This is a genomic window from Candidatus Hydrogenedentota bacterium, assembly GCA_019695095.1.
In the GTDB taxonomy this organism is placed as follows: Bacteria; Hydrogenedentota; Hydrogenedentia; order Hydrogenedentales; family SLHB01; genus JAIBAQ01.
Genome location: JAIBAQ010000132.1, coordinates 1 through 17,178 on the forward strand (window position 1 = coordinate 1; position 17,178 = coordinate 17,178).

Here is a 17,178-nt window from a genome sequence, read left to right on the forward strand (position 1 = left end):
GCCCCTTCCCTTCAAGTCCAAAGGGTCTTCCCGGAGCGGTGCCGTGCCAAACGGAATCGTCGACCAGGAAATTCTCGCCGTAGAGTCTGCGCGTGCACGTGACCTTGCCTTCGGCCAGGTCTCGAAAAAGGGTCTCGTAAAACGGACGGGCATTTTCCCTGCCCAAGGTCGGCCCGCTCGGCCACCCTACAATGTCGTGTACCGCGTCGGGAGCAAGCGTCGAGACGACTCCGTCGATATCGTCGCGGGCTTCAAATCCAAAATGCTCATCCATCTTCCGGTCCATTTCAAAGTGTGAGAGACCCATATTCAATCCTCCTTGTCAGTCAAGACTAACGTATTGTAACAAGACTTATGTCTTATTTACAAGTTTAACTGCCTTTAATCACCGATATTTAGATTTTATATGACCTCAAACTTGCCAAAGAACAGGGCGGTATTGACAACGGGGTAAAATTGTATTAAAGTCTTAGTACTTTATTTTGTGGTCCGTGCGCGCCACTTAAAAGGGGGGGGAGAATGCCGTGCAGCACCATGCTGACCCTGTTTCGACTACCGGTGACCTCGATGCCATCCGAATCCGGGGCCTTACAAAGGAGTACGCGCACGGGGAGGGTGTACACGGACTCGACCTGTCGATTCCGCGCGGGTGTACTTTCGGGCTGTTGGGGCCAAACGGGGCAGGCAAGAGCACCACGATCAAGTTGTTGATGGGACTGCTGAAGCCGACTTCGGGGGAAGCGTTCGTTAATGGCTTCAGTATTCAAAGCGAATCGCTGCAGATTCGCGCGTGCGTGGGATACGTTCCGGAGCGGCATCACATCTATCCGTGGATGACCGTCGGCGAGGTCATCTGGTTTACACGCGCCTTCTACGAGACCTGGGACCATACGCTCTGCGAAGACCTGCTGAAACAATACGAGTTGCACCCCGCGAAGAAGGTCCGGGAACTTTCCCACGGAATGACGACGAAACTGGCCCTTGTACTCGCCTTGTCGCACGACCCAGACATCCTGCTCCTAGACGAACCCACAACGGGCTTGGACCCGTTAATACGCGAGGAGTTTCTCGACGGCATCAAGAGCCTTATCGACAAGCGCCCGAGGACGGTCCTGTTTTCAAGCCACATCCTCTCCGACATCGAGAAGGTCGCGGACAGGATTGGGATCGTCAACGAAGGAAAGTTGCTGCTGTCCGCAACACGTGAAGAACTCATTCGCAAAACCAAGCGTGTCGAAATCGAATTGAAACCGGGAGGTGTGGCAGCGACGCCGCCGCCGGGTACCGTGCTGCAGGAAAGCACCGCTGGCCGGTGGCAATACACCGTCTACGGGTTCACGGATGAGACAATTGCCTTCATGGAGTCACAAGACTCGGTCGCGCGGTGCGCCGCGCACGACATGAGTCTCGAAGACATCTTCAAGTCGGTTATAAAAGGCGCGCGTTCATGACCGTGCGAGCGTTGCTCTGGAAAGATCTGCGCATTTTCACAGACGTATTTGCAGCCGGAATTGCGCTGCTTCTGGGGTCGTACTTCTTGGCTTTCTTGCTGGTCTATTCGGGAGGCGCAAAGGAGTTTTCGTGGAGTAGCGTCTTCGCTGGCGGCGCATCCCTGGCGCGCTTCACGTCGATTCTCATCAGCGCGCTCCTGGGCGCATACGCATTCGCGTATGAGAACGAAGACCGTTCAAGTCTCTTCCTTGCCTCTCTGCCCGCGGACCGGCGCACGATCGTGTTCAGCAAAGCCCTCATCGCAGTGTCGGCATTCGCAATGATATGGCTAACAAGTCTCACTGTCCTGCTTACTGGAATGCGAGCGATGGGAGTCGAGTGGAGCACGTTGAAGCTCGTGCTCGAAGGCATGGTGGGATACGCGGCTTCCGGCGCCATGGCCTTTGGCGTTTCATGGGCCCTTTCGCTGAAGATGGCCAGCCCGGTCGGCGCAGCACTCGCGGGCTTGGTGTCACTTATGCCCGTATATCTGCTGCAAATCGCAGCCAACGAACACTTCGGTATAGAGAACCCGATGTTCTTCCACCCGATAGCACTGGTTCTCATGACGTGCGCTTGCTTTGCCGGAGTGGGTTCTGGCGGCATCGCATACATTCGCACCGGCGGAGTCCCTCAGACAGAGACTCGCCGAAGATGGCAACGCGCGCGCACTGTTGCCTGGGAACTCGGGGAATTGCAGACACCCAAGGCGGCCTCTTTTCACGCGTTACTCTGGAAAGATGCCGCCCTTCTCAGCACTTCCTTTCGCGTGGGCGTCGCGGTCGTCGCGGCGCCGTATCTTGTCGTTCTCACGAGCCCTGACAAAGCAACAGTCTTTCGTGGCGCGAGCCTTGTGGCAGCAGCGCTACTCGCACTTGTCGCCAGTTTCTGGAGCGGACACCTCATGTCCGCGGAATCGACATCTCGAACGGGAGAGTCTCTTGCGTATTTGCCGGCGCGACGCTCGACCCGAATCTTCGCGAGGCTTTCCGTGCTACTCACACCGGTTAGCACGATGAGTCTTCTGAACCTGGGGATTCTTCTGACGGCAAACAGCGCCATTCCGGGTTCCATTCGGCTCGGAGCGAACTTCACGTGGACCAATTGGCAGAACGCGCCCTATCTCATCATAGGGATGTGCCTCGCCAACGCCGGATTGGTTGGATGTTCGTTGTCATGGCTCGTTTCAGCAAAGTATCGGCGGCCAGCCATGGCAATTGTCGTTGGAGTCATGACTGCGTTTTCGGGAATGGCAGTGTTTGGGGCACTTTCGTCATTGTGCGTGGCATCGCCCGACATCCTTACACCCACTGGATTCGTCGCTTGTTACACGGCGGGGAGTCTGGGCATTTCGAGTCTGTTGTTTGGCCTGGGCAGCGTACAGGGCGATAAGCCGAACTGAGTTGGCGGTGCGCGACGGCGCGCATCGATTAAAGCCAGATCCCTTGCCCGCTGGATGCGGACTCGGGATGACAGCAAGGATACGGTAGGGTTGTCGCTCATCGGGGGCGCCGCGCGAGCGCAGGTTTAAGTGGTAGAAACTAGAGCCAAGCGGATAGCTTCTTCTCTTGAGCCCCATAGGCACGGCAGACTCTAACCTGGCGCGGCATAGCCGCAACCAAAAGAGACTCAACCACGGATGAACACCGATGATTTGACTCGATACTCCGGAGCGCTGCAAGCGCGAAATACTCCAGCCTGGGGTGAGATTCGCGTCTACGGCGCGAATCGAAACCCCAGGTACCAGCCCACACCCAACGGGAGCCCTGTAAGGGCAAAAGCAACGTACACGGTTCATTCCATAGGAGTTCGTTGAAGGGGGACGCAGGACGTCAGCAAGGGCGAGCGGTTTAGGGCAGGTGTGTTGGCGGAGAATGAGCGTTACGGAAAAGGGTATGTAGAGCGCAGGCAAGATGCGTGCGACACATTTGAAGCCAGGAGCTACGCTGAAAGAGTTTGCAGGGAAGCCGAGTTGAGATGGGGTGTGGGGGCAACTCGTCTCGGGGTCAGCGGTTTACCTTGCGCCGTGCTTATCGATCCGAGAGGCATGCTGTATGCCGTTTAACCCGGACTGATCCCCGAGGAAGGAATCCGCCGTCAGATCGACTGTCTGGTGACGCCGCCCGCTACGCCCTAGATTCTGTAGCAGTGCTCAGGATTTGCGCGAAACGAGCACTTGACGTTACGCGTTCTCGCCGACTGCTTCGCCGGCAGCAGATCTGGCCTTGCCAAAGTAGCGCCGGAACAGTTCCGAGATATCGTCGAACAGACTGTACGCAACCGGTGTGGCGAGCAGGGTGAACAGAAGCGATAAGGTCTGCCCCCCGATGACGACGCTGCTAATGGTCTTGTTCGTCGCGGCTCCCGCGCCTTCGGAGATCATCAACGGCAGCATACCCGCGACAAACGCGACGGTGGTCATCAGAATGGGCCGCAACCGATCCAGGTTCGCATCGATAATGGCCTCGTGGCGAGGGATACCCGCCGCGCGCAGGTTGTTGGTGTGATCGATCTGCAGAATCGCATTCTTCTTCACCACGGCAAACAGCACAAAGATGCCGAGAATCGAGAAGATGTTGAGCGATTGGCCGAACAGAAACAGCGACACCAGAGCAAACGGCAGCGTCAGCGGAAGCGCCAGGAGCACCGTGATGGGATGCAGCCACGATTCGAACTGCGCGGCCATGACCAGATACGCGAAGGCAAACGCCAGAATGAACACGGTCAACAGCGCCGAGAATGCGCGCGACATTTCTTTGCTGCGTCCGATGAGCGTCGTGCGGTACTCGGGTCCCATGTTCAGGGCCTTCTCTTCGCTGTGCAGCGCGTCGATCATCGCCTGAAGCGATGCGCCCTTCTCCGTATTCGCAAAGATCGTCACCTGCCGCGCACGGTTGAGGCGGTCAATCTGCGCGGGGCCTGTGCTTTCCTCGAAGCGGACAACATCGCTCAGCGGAACCGAGCCGAGCGACAGTGATGGAACATTCACCATCTGCAGCAGTTCGATGTTGTTGCGACTCTGAGCATCGGCGCGCAGGTTCACATCGTACATCTCGCCCTTCTCGGCGTAGTCCGACACCTTATCACCTGCAAGCAGCAACCGGATCGTCATGGCGATGTCGCTGACCGCCACGCCCAGGTCGTCGGCCTTTTCGCGGTCAATCACGACGCCATACTGCGGCTTGCCGACGATGAGACTGGAGTCAACGTCCACCGCACCCGGTACGCTCTTCAGGCGTTCCATGAAGCGGCGCGCATACTCCTCCAACTTCTTCGCATCGGGACCCGCGACTACGAACAACCCTGAGTTCGAGATACCCGAACTGAATACGTCTCGTATCATCACGCTGACACGAAGATCCTGTTCACGGTATTTCGGTACAAGTTCGTTGCGGATGAAGTCCATGACTTCCGCCTGCGAAAAGGCACGCTCGTGCGGCTCCACGAGATGGACCAGGACGTTGCCCAGGTTGGCGATGCGCTGTTCGGTATCGGCGGTACTCGCGACGGTGTATGAAATGCCGTTGAGGCGGCGCACGTCGCGCGCAACTTGCGCGACGAGAAGTTGAGTGGCTTCAAGGGACGTGCCTTCAGGCGCGCGAACTTGAATGAGGAACTCCGATTCGTCTTCGTCGGGGATGAAATTCGCGGGAAGAAGCTTCAACTGAAACGGCACGGTCGCAAGCAGGAGCACCGAACTAACAACCACGACCCATCGGTGGCGTAATGCGAACTTGAGCATGACAAGATAGGTCTTCTCTACGATGCGGTAAAACCCTTGCTGCTTCGATACCGCCCTCGCGTGCTCTGCCTTGAATTCGTCTTCCGCGGACGATTCCACCGTACGGCCGTTGCCGCCGTTCTTGCGTGAAGGCCGTCTCAACCAGCGCGCCGCAAGCATGGGAGTCAGCGTGAAACTCACGATAAGACTTACCACAATGGCCGCGGCCATGGTGACCCCGAATCCTTTCATGAACCGGCCGACAATGCCTTCCATGAAAGCAATGGGGAAGAACACGGCTACGAGGGACAACGTGATCGCCATGACAGCCAGGCCAATTTCGCGGGTCGCCGCAATGACGGCCTCGAATGGCTCGTACCCCTTCTCTTCGATGTAGCGGAATATGTTTTCGAGAACCACGATGGCGTCGTCGATCACAATGCCTACGCAGAGGGCCAACGCCAGCAGCGTGAGCATATTGAGGGTGTAACCCATGAAGAAGATGACGAAGAATGTGCTAATGACCGAGGTGGGAATCGCCAGCGCTGAGATAATTGTCGTGCGAAGGTTCGCCAGGAATATCAACACGACCACGGCGGCCAGGATACTGCCCAGGATCAAGTGCTCATTCATTGTGTCCACGGAATTCTGAATGTACACCGACTGGTCACGCACAACCTCGACGTGATACCCCGCTGGCAGACTCTTGAGCAAGTCGTCAAGCCGCTCGCGCAGATTCCGGACGACTTCGATGGTGTTAGTACCCGATTGCTTGCGGATATCGAGGAGTATCGCGGGCGTTTCGTCTAGTTGCGCGAGACTGCGCGCCTCTTCAGCGCCGTCCTCAACCGTCGCCACGTCGCCCACGCGAATTACGTGGCCGCCTACGTTGGCAATTGAGATCCGTTCCAGCTCTCCGACGGATTCCACGCGGCCCAGTGTGCGTACGGTAAGTTCTTTCGCGCCTTCTTTAACCACACCGCCGGGAATCTGCGCATTCTTGGTTTGCAGTGCGTAGGCGACCTGGGTCGGTGTGAGTCCGTACGCGCGCAGTTTCTCGGGGTCTACGTGTACGTTGACTTGCCGCTTCTGACCGCCGATTACCGCGACTTGTCCGACGCCGTCAATGGTCTCCAGGTTGCGGCGCAGTTTCTTATCGGCATATTCGGTCAGTTCTTTTATTGGGAATGATCCCGATAGCGCCAGCGTCAGCACGGGCACGGCGTCCGGGTCCAGCTTCATGATGAGTGGCTGGCGAATATCCTGCGGCAATTCCGACAAGACGCCGTTGATGCGGTCCCGGACTTCCTGGGACGCTACGTCGATGTCCTTTTCGAGTTTGAAGATGATGATGATTTGCGAAATGCCTTCCGACGATACGGAATGAAGCTCGTCAATGCCGCTGATCGTGTTGACGGCTTCTTCGATGGTGTCGGTGATCTCCGTCTCGACTTCTTCAGGCGCGGAGCCGGGCAATGCGGTGACGACAGTGATAATGGGCAGGTCCACTTTGGGAAAGCGGTCGACGCCCAATTGCAGGTAGCCCATGACTCCGAGCAGCAGCATAATGAGTATCAGCACGGACGCGAAGACAGGGCGCCGCGCGCACAGTTCGGCGAGTTTATGCATTAGGACTGCGCCTCGTCGGCATTGGTTTTCTCTTCCGGCGTGATTACCACTGCGTCATTCGCCGAGATGCCCGACTTCACAACCACACGATCGCCTTGGGTGCTTTCCACGTCTATAACACGTTCGACCGCCGTGCCTTTGTCCACGACATACACACGCGAGACGTCTCCGCTCCGAACAACCGCGCTGGCCGGAATCGTTAGTCGTTCGGTTTGGCCCGGCAGGATAAGATCGGCGTTAGCGAAGAATCCCGGCCGCAGCGCTCCATCGGTGTTCGCGACAATGGCCTCGACCGTGAGTGAACGCGTGTGACTTTCGAGCGACGGCCCGACGTATCGAACCTCCGCGCTGAAAGTCTTGTCGGGGAAGGTCTCTACGGTGAACGTGACCTTCTGCCCTTGCGATACCTCGGCCGCATATTGCTGGGGAACCGTAAGCACCAGTCGGAGAGGATCCAGCGCAACCAGCGAAACGACCTTGGCCCCGGCGCCCATGGGGTTCGTCGACACCCGCTCTCCGTTCGACACGTATTTCTCCGCAACCCATCCGTCGAACGGGGCGGTGATGACTGTATCTGCCACAATCTTCTCGACGGTTTTCGTTTTCGCGAGCACGGTCTGCAGGCTTTGGTACATCTGCCGCGTACCCTGGAGGGCCTGCTGGTATTGCTGCTCAGCCGTGTCGAATTGGGTCTTCGCCTGGTCTAAGACGTTCTGCGCGATGGCACCTTTTGCCAATAGGGCTGTGTAGCGATCAAGCGTCGTCTTGGCCAGATCCATGGCGGCCCTCGCGGCGCGCACATTGGGGTGCTGCTCGGGGTCGAAGGGTTTCGTCGTATCATCCCATCCCAGCGCCGCTCGCAATTCCGCTGCGGCCGCGTGCGCTTCGTTCAAGGCATTCTGTGCGTCCGTGGGGTCTACCACCACGAGTACGTCACCCTTTCGGACGAGACTCCCCCGCTCTACCTTCACCTCTTGCACAATGCCGTTGGCTGTGCTTGCGACTTCCGATTTCTGATCGGCGACAAGGCTTCCGGTAAGCCGCAGGAAGTTGTCTTCAAGCACGACTTCAGGCTGTACCGTGGCAATATTTTCCAGCTTGGTGTCCGCTTGCGCCGAAGTGGAATCATTCTCGTCCGCGTAGCCCAATGGCACAACGGTCTTCGCTTTTGCCTGGGCTTGGAGCATCGGCCTGAAAGCGGCATATCCTGCGGCGCAGGCCGACAGGATTAGGATTGCCACAACGTACTTCTTACCGCTCATTGCCATCCCTTCCGGCGCTTAAGCCGCGTCCATCCACAATGCCGGCCGCTTCGGCTGCGGGCAGAGTACTGTCCAAGTCCGAGAGCGGTGCGTTCATATGTCCTTCAAGCGTTGCCTGCTGCCTCTCGACGAGGTCCACCATCTTCAGCAACTCGTTGATAATCGCTTTGCGTTCCTCGGCACTTGGTTTGTAGGCCCCTGAAATCTCTACGGCCCATAAACCCTCAAGTGCCAAATTCACAACGGCTGTCAGCGCCGGTGGCAACGCCGGACTCTGAATCTGCTCAAGCAATTCGGCCCGACCCTGACGTGCTCGTTCAAGCAACTTGGTGTCGTGTGCCCCCGCGGCGAGCAACGCCAAGCCAACGCCCTGCAACCTGCTCGACTCGAAGTACCCCGCCGACAGAATATGCGCCCGGAGTTCGCGGGTCGGACTCTCGGGCAGCTTGTCGAATTCTGCCTGGCGAGCCTCCGCAAGCACGGAAGCGACCCGTTCCAACAACGCTGCAAGCAGGGCCTCCTTGTTGGGAAAGTGATAGAGGAGGCCGCCCTTGCTCACGCCAGCGCGCGCACAAACCGTATTGAAAGACAACTGCGCCGCGCCGCGCTCGCAGACGATTTCTTCCGCGGCATCGAGCAGCGCATCGCGGGAGTTGGCGGGTCGGTTCATGCGAGACACTCCAAGTCTGTGGTGACAAGCCACAGATGAGTATACCGTCCGGACGGTATATGCGTCAAGAGCAAGGAGTGACGCATGTGCCGCACGCATACCATGCGAAGCAGAATTAGTCTATTTCGCAAAATGGCTGTTTACGTCTTGTAATAATGTCGCAAGCTGGCGCGGCGATATAGTAGAGGCTAGCTTAGTTGAAACGGTGTGGAATGCGAACCCGAACCAGTCTGAATGGCGGCGAAATCTGCCGGAACAAGGTTACACGACGCCGCGCTCAGCGATCACGGCGCTGAGAATCCGTTTTGCTCCAGAGTCTTTGTTTGGTGATCGCGGCATTGCTGGAAATGCGGTTTTGAGCGAGAGCCTTCGTCCGTCGACGGCGGGCCCAGGATAACAGTGAGGGCGAGCGGCGCTTGATTGAATCGGTGGCTGTCGCTATTCTCCGGCGCGGAGGGAAATGCGAATGCGTTCTCCTTTAAGGCAAGGCGGCACATGGCCCGCGCAATCGGCTGGGGCGATACCATGCAAGACGCGACGCAAAGCGAACCATTGACCGAGTGGCGGGGAACGCCGCATGAACGCTACGAATGGCTGGACCGCGCGCGCGGCGTGGTCGTGTTGATGTACGTCATTTCAATTATTCTGGCCGCGGTGAAAGGCAATGTTCTTCTGGGGGAACCACCCCTGGGCCCCACGTACCTGAATCATGGTTATGCCTATTTCAATGGCTATCCGGCGATCATCACACTGATTGATGCCGGACAGATGATGTTCATTTTTATCGTAGGCTTCGCCGGTTACATCGCGTTTCAGAGCCGCCTTGAGAAGCGGGGCGCGGTTGCGGCGTGGCGTTATGCGGGGAGGCGCGTAGCGGGTCTGTATGCGCTGTCCATTCTGGGGGAGACGGTCATCCTGCCCTTGACGGGGGATGAACGGCACTGGAATCTTGCGTTGTACAACGGCGTACTCTCGCGGATTGCGATTGGCGCACTGGTGGCCTATCTGGCGGTCTACTTCATCCGCAACGCGAACCGGCGGATGGCGGTGTCAGTGGCGATGCTGATTGTCCATGCGTTTCTCTTCGCATCGTACGCGTTCGACCGTAATCCATGGTTTGACGATATCCTCCAGTTGCCACCCTTCCCGTTTGGCGTCTGGAGCATGGCCGCGTGCGCGGTGGCGGGCACGGCCTTCAGTGAGTGGTTATTGCGCGATCCGTCGGCGATTCAAGAGGCATTTCGCGATCGTGTCGTGCCCGCGGGTACGATGTCGTTCGTTGCGGCGTATTGCATGGAGTGGCTGCAACCGGCGGAACATCAGGACGTGACGGCAGGGCTGGCGCTGCTCGCGATTGGTTTGTCGGCGCACATGGTCGCTACGGCGTACGCATTCCAGACATTCGGTTGGGGTAGCAGAATTTTGCGGATGATGGGACGCAATTTGCTGCTTCTATTCGTGATCACGGCAATCGGCGTGGATATGTATGTGCGGTTTGTGGTCTCGACGTTGAGTCCGATGCACCCCTATGTGGCGCTTGCGCTTGTGGGAGTGCTGCCGATAGCAGCGATCATGTGGATCGCGACACTGCTGGACAAGAAGAACATCGTAATCCGCGTGTAGCCTCCACATTGAAGGGCACGAACTCTACCAGCAAGGGCGCGTGGAAAACCGATGACACTACAGAAATCGAAGGGTAACCATGACGGGTAATGCGACTACGCCGCCTTCGCGGTTTACACGACGGTTTTGGATTGCGTGCGCGATTGTGATTGGCCTTGTCTTGTTCGAAAGGCCGCTGACGCGTGGCCATGATGTGGAGAAACAACTGCGCGGCGGACGGGACATGCATCTCATCTGGGCCGGACAATTGGGAGAATACGCCCATAACCATGCCGGGAACCTGCCGCCACTGGATGCTAAGCCGAAATCGCTGATGTTCGACCGCACGGGCGTGCGGCCCGCGTACCGCCTTGCCCCGTGGGGCGCCTGGCCATGGCACGTTGCGGGCGTGACACCGGTCATGCTGGATGATCGCAACGCGCAACCCGTCTACTTGCTGAAAGACTTCTTCGAGTCTGACCGGTACTTCTATTTGGGATATGCGGTGAGCAACGACACGGAAGGGCGTGCGTTTCTCAGGGCATATGCCGCACAAATGGCTTCTGGCGCCGGCTTCGACAAGGATCTTCCGGTGGAAAAGGGGCAAGGGACATTCGGTACCGACACGCTGTACCGTTTGAACATGCGCTTATGCCAGAACCTGCTCGCCCAGGGTGTCCACCTGCAACCAGGGCAAACGGAGAGTTCTATCCCCATCTTCTTCGACCGTCCCGGTCTGTATCCGCAGCCGGGCGGTTGGGTGTGTTACCTGGACGGAAGCTATCGGTTTGTGCCGTATCCGGGTCCCTTTCCAATGACGCCGGAGTTCATCGCCGGATTGAACGAAATCGTGCGCACGGAGACGCCTGCCAAATAGACGGATAGACTCATTCCTGCGGCATAGTGTAGTCAACGTCTTTGAACTTCCCATCATCTGACGCTGAAATCCAAACGGGGAGACGCGCTGTAATGTCCATGGAATCGATCGTGCAGTCTCGGTGTCATCGTTTTGCGCTCACGCAATGGGCGTTGGTAATGCTTGCCGGGACCTTTGCCGTGTCGGGCTGTGCGCATGTATGCAAGCCGGCTGAAACGAGCGCCCGCGCAGCGCGTATCGACGTCACGAAGCCACCGTATGATGCCAAGGGAGACGGTATCACCGACAACACCGAGGCGCTTCAGCGCGCCATTCAGGCGGCATCACCGGGAAAGACCGTGTTCTTGCCGCCCGGCGAGTACCGATTCTCGCAGTCTCTGGTAAACACCGAGAACGTTACGTTACTCGGCGCGGGACGCGAAGTCACGGTACTGCGTATAACAAACGACGACGCATACGGCATTAACCTTGCCTCGGGATTGCATGTGCGCGGGTTGACGTTGCGCGGTAACAACACGCCTTCGCCCCGAGCTCACGCGTTCAATGGAGGCAACACCGTTGGGGCTGTTATTGAAGATTGCCTTATCGAGAACTGGGGCGCCGTGGCGATTCTGGGGGCGGACCATTCGTGTGGAAATGTTGTCCGCAACAACATCATTCGAAACAACGCGCACGAGGGGGTCTACTTTGGCACGAACAGCGATGGGAACACGATACTCAGGAACCATATCTACAATTGCGCGAAGAATGGTATCGATGTAAACGGCAGTCACAACCGCATTCTCTACAATGTCGTGCACGATATCGGCAAGCCGGGCGACTCGGTGGATACCGTCGGCATCATGGCGGGCAATCCTGCGCCGAATGCGGCGACGAACAATCTCATTCACGGAAACACGGTCTACCGTTGCGCCACACACGGCATCATTCTCTGGGCGGTGTCGAAGTCGCACGTGGTCACCGAGAACACGTGTTATGAAAACGCGGCGTATGGGATCTTTCTTGAGAAGCTTGGTGCGGACGGGCAATGCATCGACCATATCGTTGCGCGTAATGTCGCGCGAGGCAACGGCGACTACGGGATCATTCTAGAGGCGACTGAGAACTGCGTCGTTCAAGGCAATAAGGCTGTTGGAAACGGCAAGGACGGGATTGCCGTGGACAGCACCAACGGGCCGGCTCAATCCAACGCCCTCATCGAGAATCTGTGCAAATGGAACAAGCGCTACGGGCTCTATGTCTCGGCGGGCGCCGTCTCCAGCTATCTTGAGTCGAATCGAGCGACTCGAAATGCAGCAGGAAACATAAAGGACGAGAGCGAACCGAACGAATAGCCTGCAATTTGCATCGGCGCGTCGCGGCATGTCAGGGCAAGGTTTGTGGTTTCGATTGATCGACCGCGAGATAGGCATTGAATAGACGGCGCGCGCTCCGAAGAACGCGCGCCGTTTTCACAATCCGCAAATTTGGACTTGCGTGAAGCAGTTAACGGGAGGTGATCAAGCCTATTGCCGCGAAGGCCACATTTACCGGCATCTGATCGCTTGGGTACTTGATGAAGTTCACGTGACCATCCATGTAGAGCACATTGCTGCCGCCGGGAATGTGGTTGAAGTTGAAGGCCACGATCGCAATCGTGTCCCACATTACGGCAAGCTCGCTCTGAGCCGTGGCGCTGGCCGCAGCGTTGTTGATGTCAGAGATAAAGAACCGCTCGATGCCTTCCCGGAGACGATAGAGAGGTTTCGAAGTCGGGCCGCCAACCACACTGTAATCCAGGTCCAAGTCGTTGTCGGCGAGATCCATGAAGTCGTTCAAAGCCGCTGCGTCGTCGGGATTCGGTGCGCCCGTAGTCTCTTGATACCACAGCAGCGGCTGAACTGGAATCAGAGTAGATGGATCGATGCCATCAGGTACTGGAATTCCAATAGCCCCTGCGGCGAGCCCAATACTAACCTTGTACGCGGAATCGTTGCCGCTGTCGTCAAATGCCCAACCATAGTAGTTGTAAGCAAACGACGCCGGCCACCAGTGCGCGCACTCATCCGGCATTCCATCGTCATTAAAGTCCGGATCCAGAATGCACTGCCCGGTGGCTTCGTCATACATCTGTTCCGGTTTAAGCCGCGTGCCCGACGGGCAGACGAACACATTGGGATCGGTAAGGTATTCAGGATAGATTTGGGTGGTCAACGGGCTGATGAGGACACCCGTCGGCGCACACGTTGTCTGGCCCTGATACATTACCGTCGGCCACTTCCCGCCTTTGCTTTCGTTGCCGTACATCTTGAATACGAGGCCGAACTGCTTGAGATTATTTTGGCAGCTTGCCCTGCGCGCCGCTTCCCGCGCCCGAGCCAGCGCCGGTAATAAGATTGCCGCGAGAATGCCAATGATCGCGATCACAACCAACAATTCGATTAGCGTAAACCCTCTTCTTCTGCTCATGGTTATTTCTCCCTGGAATTAGAGTCGCATGCCTGCCCTGGCGAGATCGGCCCCTGATCAACTTAGAACTCGTAAGGGCAAGAACACTTCCTGGCGCCCTCGAAACCCGCTCCTCTGAAGCGGGAAACAACGACGCTACCCAACCTGTCATTAGTACAGCCGGAAAAGTCTGACCACGAACTGGTATTTACCCCGTACTACACCCCCTTCTCCCCGATGGTGAACGGCACTACAACGTGGCAAACTCACGCGAAGCACACCACTTGCGTGCTAACTTCATATTACTCCGGATTCGGCCTTTTCGTCCAGCCCTTTATTCTCTGTCAAGGAGTTGTGATGGAGCTTAAGCCATTGCTCGGCAATAGTTTAATCGGGAGCATATTCTTTGAGAGACGGTCTTAGTCAGCGTACGGAATACCACATAGATTGGCGCTGTCTCGCCGCCCCCCCATCCACCGACTACATCGAGGTTGTAACGCGGCACAGCGTCGCGGTGTTCATTCCCATGTTTGTAGGTTGGAGCCTCCTGCTGTCGTGGCGCTCCTTCTCTCCATTCGCGGTGATGATGCTCTTCGGGTTTTCAGGCGTGCTGGCGGAGTCGATGTCGTTTGGCCCGCAGAATTTAGTCACGGCTGGATTCTGCAAACTGGTCTACGGGCTTAGGGTGTATCTCCCCGCGCATACGGTGCCCGGCGGGCAGAAGGCCGCCGCCTGTCTCTGGCACTATCCGGCAGCCGTCATCGTCCGATTCTCTGCGCGATGCCTGTGGCCGTGCTGATTCTTTGGCTGAGGTCGTGATGACTTGCTTTGTTTTACAGCGCTTGCAGCGTGAAAATTCGTGAAGTCTATACAGACTCATGCAGGTAGTGGTACAGCGCAGCGGAGCCGCAACCAAAGTGACTTAACCACCGATGAACTCCGATGAACACCGAAAGAAGGATAAATCAGGCGCGTATAGCTTTGAACCACAGGGAACTCGGGGAAATTCGAGAAGCTCACACAGACTTCTTCGGATAGTAGCACGAATAACGGTTAGTTATTGGACGGCGTGATTTGAGTCTCGCTTTTCTTGCCAAGCAGGACTTCCTTCTCAATCGGCTTCGCGTGAAGTTTTGTTTCGGTATACCCTTTAGGTACAGGTAGTTCTTTCTCGCTGTCGACGGTACGTTCCTCGTCGCCGATCCACTCGACTGAGACTTGGTCTACTTGTTTGATCTCTTCCATGGTGATCTTGTAGAGATCCTCGATTCCCATATAGGACTCGTCTTCCCAGTAGACCCCCATGTAACCGATACCATGTTCTTCTTCCTTTGCGAACAGCTTCACATCATATAGAGCCCTGAAGTGGCCTACCCTCTTGAATTTGTCCTCAGCAACCCTCAGATAGAGAGTCCACAATCCGGTTCCCATGCCAACGTCATCAAGGGGACAAGAAACAGCCGTGTCGATGGCTCCGTCGTTATTGAAATCCGCTTCGATCATGTAGTTCGGACTTCTTTCTATTCCTCCAGGTTCTCTGTAACATTCCGCATCGTAGAAGGGGTCGGAGACGAATGGCTCAGGCAATCCTAGACTCTTGACCTCCTCCGAATCGGGGGCAATAGCACGCAATGCGTGAAGGGCGGCGGAACTTACTCCTTTGCGATTACTCTTGTATAGACTTAAGAAAGCAGGGACGGCGGCTTTTGCCGATTCTTTGTATTCGGCAATCATGTCGATATAGAAGATAGCCTCGAACACATCCTCCTTGGTCGTCATCGAAACCAGTGCCAAGACCGCTTCGTCGGAAGGGGGGCTCAGGTAGGACAGCGCCGCGACAGCTCGCCGGACGATCTCTTTGTCTGAGCTTTGAAGCAATGCCGCAAGTTGCGATGCTGCAGGATCGCCCAGTTGTGCAAGCGCAAGTCCGAAATTTCCCCAATGGGCATTTTGAGGGTCAGCTAGACCTTGAATGAGAGAAGGCATCAAGTCGATATCGTCAGCGGATATGATCTTGTTGAGAGGAATGTAGTCTTGGGAAGAAGCTTGCTGAATTAAGAGCGGCAACGTATCTCTGGCCGCATGACCCAACTTGCCCAGCGCGTCCAATTCTCTGCTGTCAAACGTTGGAGCTGCGAGAAATGAGTCGACAATTGTTTTGGCGACTTCCGGGTCTTTCGGAGCTATGCTCAAGGCCGCCTGGATTGCGCCGTACCTCTTGCGCCTCCATTCGGACGTATCGCGCTTGGGTTCCCGTATGATTTCGAGAATGGAAGGAAGGGCATCTTGAGCTTTTGGCCCAAGAATCTCCAATGCCTTCAAACATTCAAGTGACGTTTGGATGTCGGAACTGGAAATCCGTGCGACAAGTTCGGGGATTACTGCCGGGCCCGTGGCGGCAAGCAGGGCAGACAGGCTGGTGGTTCCGGGCGCGGATTTGCCCAGTAGTTCAAGTAAAGAGGGAATCGCGGCCGGGCCAAGCTTCTCGAAAAGCGGGGCGGCGGAACCATGTAGCATGCCTGCTTTAATCAGCTCTGTCAGGAAGGGCAGAGACTCTTCGGTGTGCGCACAGAAGTAATCGATTGCGTTTTGCCGAGTTTGGGGATTCCTGCTTAGCAGCGTCATGAAGTACATCTCTTTTTCCAAATCCGGCGGTCCATTGGTAAGTCGCTGGCTAATTTCAAGTTCCTTCTCATCCATGAAGATGATGCGCTCATACGTCAGTTCTGTCTTGATACGAACGGATGCAGAGGCAGGATTCGGGCAGGCCAAGGATTCCGAATCAACGGAAGCGTCGCGGAAGGCGATCCAAGAGAGCTGGACTTCCTTGTAGGCATCACGCTGCCCTCGACTTTTACTGCAGTCTCGGAGCCACTTGTAGTACTCATCAATTCCGACGTCTGCGTCGCGCAAGTCCGAATCGGATCCCTTCAAGTCGCGATGCTCCAGCATGCGGCTCAAGTGGCTGACACGGAACCAGACCAAAGTGGCGGAAAAGAGACTTTTGGTGCCCTCATCGAGTGGATAACGCATAGATCTCAAGGTAAACGATTCGACCGTTAGTTTGCGATACTCTTCCCAGGCTTTCTGTGCCGCCTGTAACTTCAATTTCTGGGCGGGATCGAGCTGTGCTTCCACCTGTGCGTAGGTGGCGGCGAGCTGCGCTTCGGCATTTTGGAGTTTTTGTTTCCATTCTTCCTCGGGAGCGGCTGAAGCGCTCACGAAACTGAGAATAAGCGTCAGAAACGTGAGGCAGAAGAACCTAGGCATGCCCGTACAACTCCGTCATTAGGAAAACACAATAGCCATCACGACAAAGTGAGACCGTTGATTCGCTCTACGAGAATTCCTCATGACCTTCCAAGAAGTACCTCCTTCTCAATGGGATGGGCATTGAGCTCAACCTTGGTGTATCCTTCGAGTGCAGGGAGTTGTTCGTTAGCCTCTACAGGGTGAGCTCTTCCTTCGGCCCACTCCAAGTCTACCGATTTCACCAATC

General features: G+C 56.6%; 12 protein-coding genes. 6 read left to right on the plus strand and 6 right to left on the minus strand.

Going from position 1 to position 17,178, the window contains the following annotated elements; genetic code table 11:
• On the minus strand, positions 1-307 hold a 307-nt coding region (locus tag K1Y02_18500), incomplete at its 3' end, for a nuclear transport factor 2 family protein (GenBank protein MBX7258361.1).
• A 217-nt stretch (positions 308-524) separates the two neighbouring features.
• Here K1Y02_18500 and K1Y02_18505 point away from each other — a divergent pair.
• Positions 525-1,451, plus strand: coding sequence for an ABC transporter ATP-binding protein (locus K1Y02_18505; protein MBX7258362.1), 927 nt, complete (start codon positions 525-527; stop codon positions 1,449-1,451).
• Entirely contained in the window at positions 1,448-2,893 is a 1,446-nt protein-coding gene (locus tag K1Y02_18510; GenBank protein ID MBX7258363.1) for an ABC-2 transporter permease, read from the plus strand. Before K1Y02_18505 ends, K1Y02_18510 begins: the two co-directional genes overlap by 4 nt.
• A 780-nt stretch (positions 2,894-3,673) precedes the next feature.
• Here the strand turns inward: K1Y02_18510 and K1Y02_18515 are convergent.
• The 3 genes from K1Y02_18515 to K1Y02_18525 are packed head-to-tail and all read right to left on the minus strand — an operon-like array spanning position 3,674 to position 8,773.
• Entirely contained in the window at positions 3,674-6,841 is a 3,168-nt protein-coding gene (locus K1Y02_18515) for an efflux RND transporter permease subunit (protein ID MBX7258364.1), read from the minus strand.
• Positions 6,841-8,103 carry an efflux RND transporter periplasmic adaptor subunit gene (locus K1Y02_18520; protein MBX7258365.1) on the minus strand — a complete coding sequence of 421 codons (1,263 nt, stop codon included), beginning with the start codon at positions 8,101-8,103 and terminating at the stop codon, positions 6,841-6,843. Before K1Y02_18520 ends, K1Y02_18515 begins: the two co-directional genes overlap by 1 nt.
• The gene (locus K1Y02_18525; protein ID MBX7258366.1) at positions 8,093-8,773 is read right to left on the minus strand and encodes a TetR/AcrR family transcriptional regulator; all 681 of its coding nucleotides are present in this window, start codon (positions 8,771-8,773) and stop codon (positions 8,093-8,095) included. Before K1Y02_18525 ends, K1Y02_18520 begins: the two co-directional genes overlap by 11 nt.
• Positions 8,774-9,268: 495 nt before the next feature.
• On the opposite strand from K1Y02_18525, the gene K1Y02_18530 reads away from it, so the two are divergent.
• The 3 genes from K1Y02_18530 (at position 9,269) to K1Y02_18540 (ending at position 12,586) form a co-directional block, all read left to right on the plus strand.
• Complete coding sequence (locus K1Y02_18530; protein ID MBX7258367.1) at positions 9,269-10,396, plus strand: hypothetical protein; 1,128 nt, start codon at positions 9,269-9,271, stop codon at positions 10,394-10,396.
• A gap of 79 nt (positions 10,397-10,475) precedes the next feature.
• Positions 10,476-11,252 (plus strand): hypothetical protein, encoded by a 777-nt coding sequence (locus tag K1Y02_18535; protein MBX7258368.1) that lies wholly within the window; start codon positions 10,476-10,478, stop codon positions 11,250-11,252.
• 92 nt (positions 11,253-11,344) lie between these two features.
• Positions 11,345-12,586, plus strand: a complete 1,242-nt coding sequence (locus K1Y02_18540) for a right-handed parallel beta-helix repeat-containing protein (GenBank protein ID MBX7258369.1) — start codon at positions 11,345-11,347, stop codon at positions 12,584-12,586.
• A gap of 151 nt (positions 12,587-12,737) precedes the next feature.
• Here K1Y02_18540 and K1Y02_18545 read toward each other — a convergent pair whose 3' ends face one another.
• Positions 12,738-13,700, minus strand: a complete 963-nt coding sequence (locus tag K1Y02_18545) for a prepilin-type N-terminal cleavage/methylation domain-containing protein (GenBank protein MBX7258370.1) — start codon at positions 13,698-13,700, stop codon at positions 12,738-12,740.
• A 385-nt stretch (positions 13,701-14,085) separates the two neighbouring features.
• Between K1Y02_18545 and K1Y02_18550 the strand changes: the two genes are divergently transcribed.
• Positions 14,086-14,478 (plus strand): hypothetical protein, encoded by a 393-nt coding sequence (locus K1Y02_18550; protein MBX7258371.1) that lies wholly within the window; start codon positions 14,086-14,088, stop codon positions 14,476-14,478.
• Positions 14,479-14,732: 254 nt separating this feature from the next.
• On the opposite strand, the gene K1Y02_18555 is transcribed toward K1Y02_18550, so the two are convergent.
• Entirely contained in the window at positions 14,733-16,949 is a 2,217-nt protein-coding gene (locus K1Y02_18555; protein ID MBX7258372.1) for a DUF1311 domain-containing protein, read from the minus strand.
• Positions 16,950-17,178: the final 229 nt, after the last annotated feature.

What these genes read in the sequence shown, in the direction of transcription:
- K1Y02_18510 (MBX7258363.1), top strand. Translation starts at nt 1,448, where the DNA reads ATGACCGTGCGAGCGTTGCTCTGGAAAGATCTGCGCATTTTCACAGAC.
- K1Y02_18515 (MBX7258364.1), bottom strand. Translation starts at nt 6,841, where the DNA reads ATGCATAAACTCGCCGAACTGTGCGCGCGGCGCCCTGTCTTCGCGTCC.
- K1Y02_18520 (MBX7258365.1), bottom strand. Translation starts at nt 8,103, where the DNA reads ATGAGCGGTAAGAAGTACGTTGTGGCAATCCTAATCCTGTCGGCCTGC.
- K1Y02_18525 (MBX7258366.1), bottom strand. Translation starts at nt 8,773, where the DNA reads ATGAACCGACCCGCCAACTCCCGCGATGCGCTGCTCGATGCCGCGGAA.
- K1Y02_18530 (MBX7258367.1), top strand. Translation starts at nt 9,269, where the DNA reads ATGGCCCGCGCAATCGGCTGGGGCGATACCATGCAAGACGCGACGCAA.
- K1Y02_18535 (MBX7258368.1), top strand. Translation starts at nt 10,476, where the DNA reads ATGACGGGTAATGCGACTACGCCGCCTTCGCGGTTTACACGACGGTTT.
- K1Y02_18540 (MBX7258369.1), top strand. Translation starts at nt 11,345, where the DNA reads ATGTCCATGGAATCGATCGTGCAGTCTCGGTGTCATCGTTTTGCGCTC.
- K1Y02_18545 (MBX7258370.1), bottom strand. Translation starts at nt 13,700, where the DNA reads ATGAGCAGAAGAAGAGGGTTTACGCTAATCGAATTGTTGGTTGTGATC.
- K1Y02_18555 (MBX7258372.1), bottom strand. Translation starts at nt 16,949, where the DNA reads ATGCCTAGGTTCTTCTGCCTCACGTTTCTGACGCTTATTCTCAGTTTC.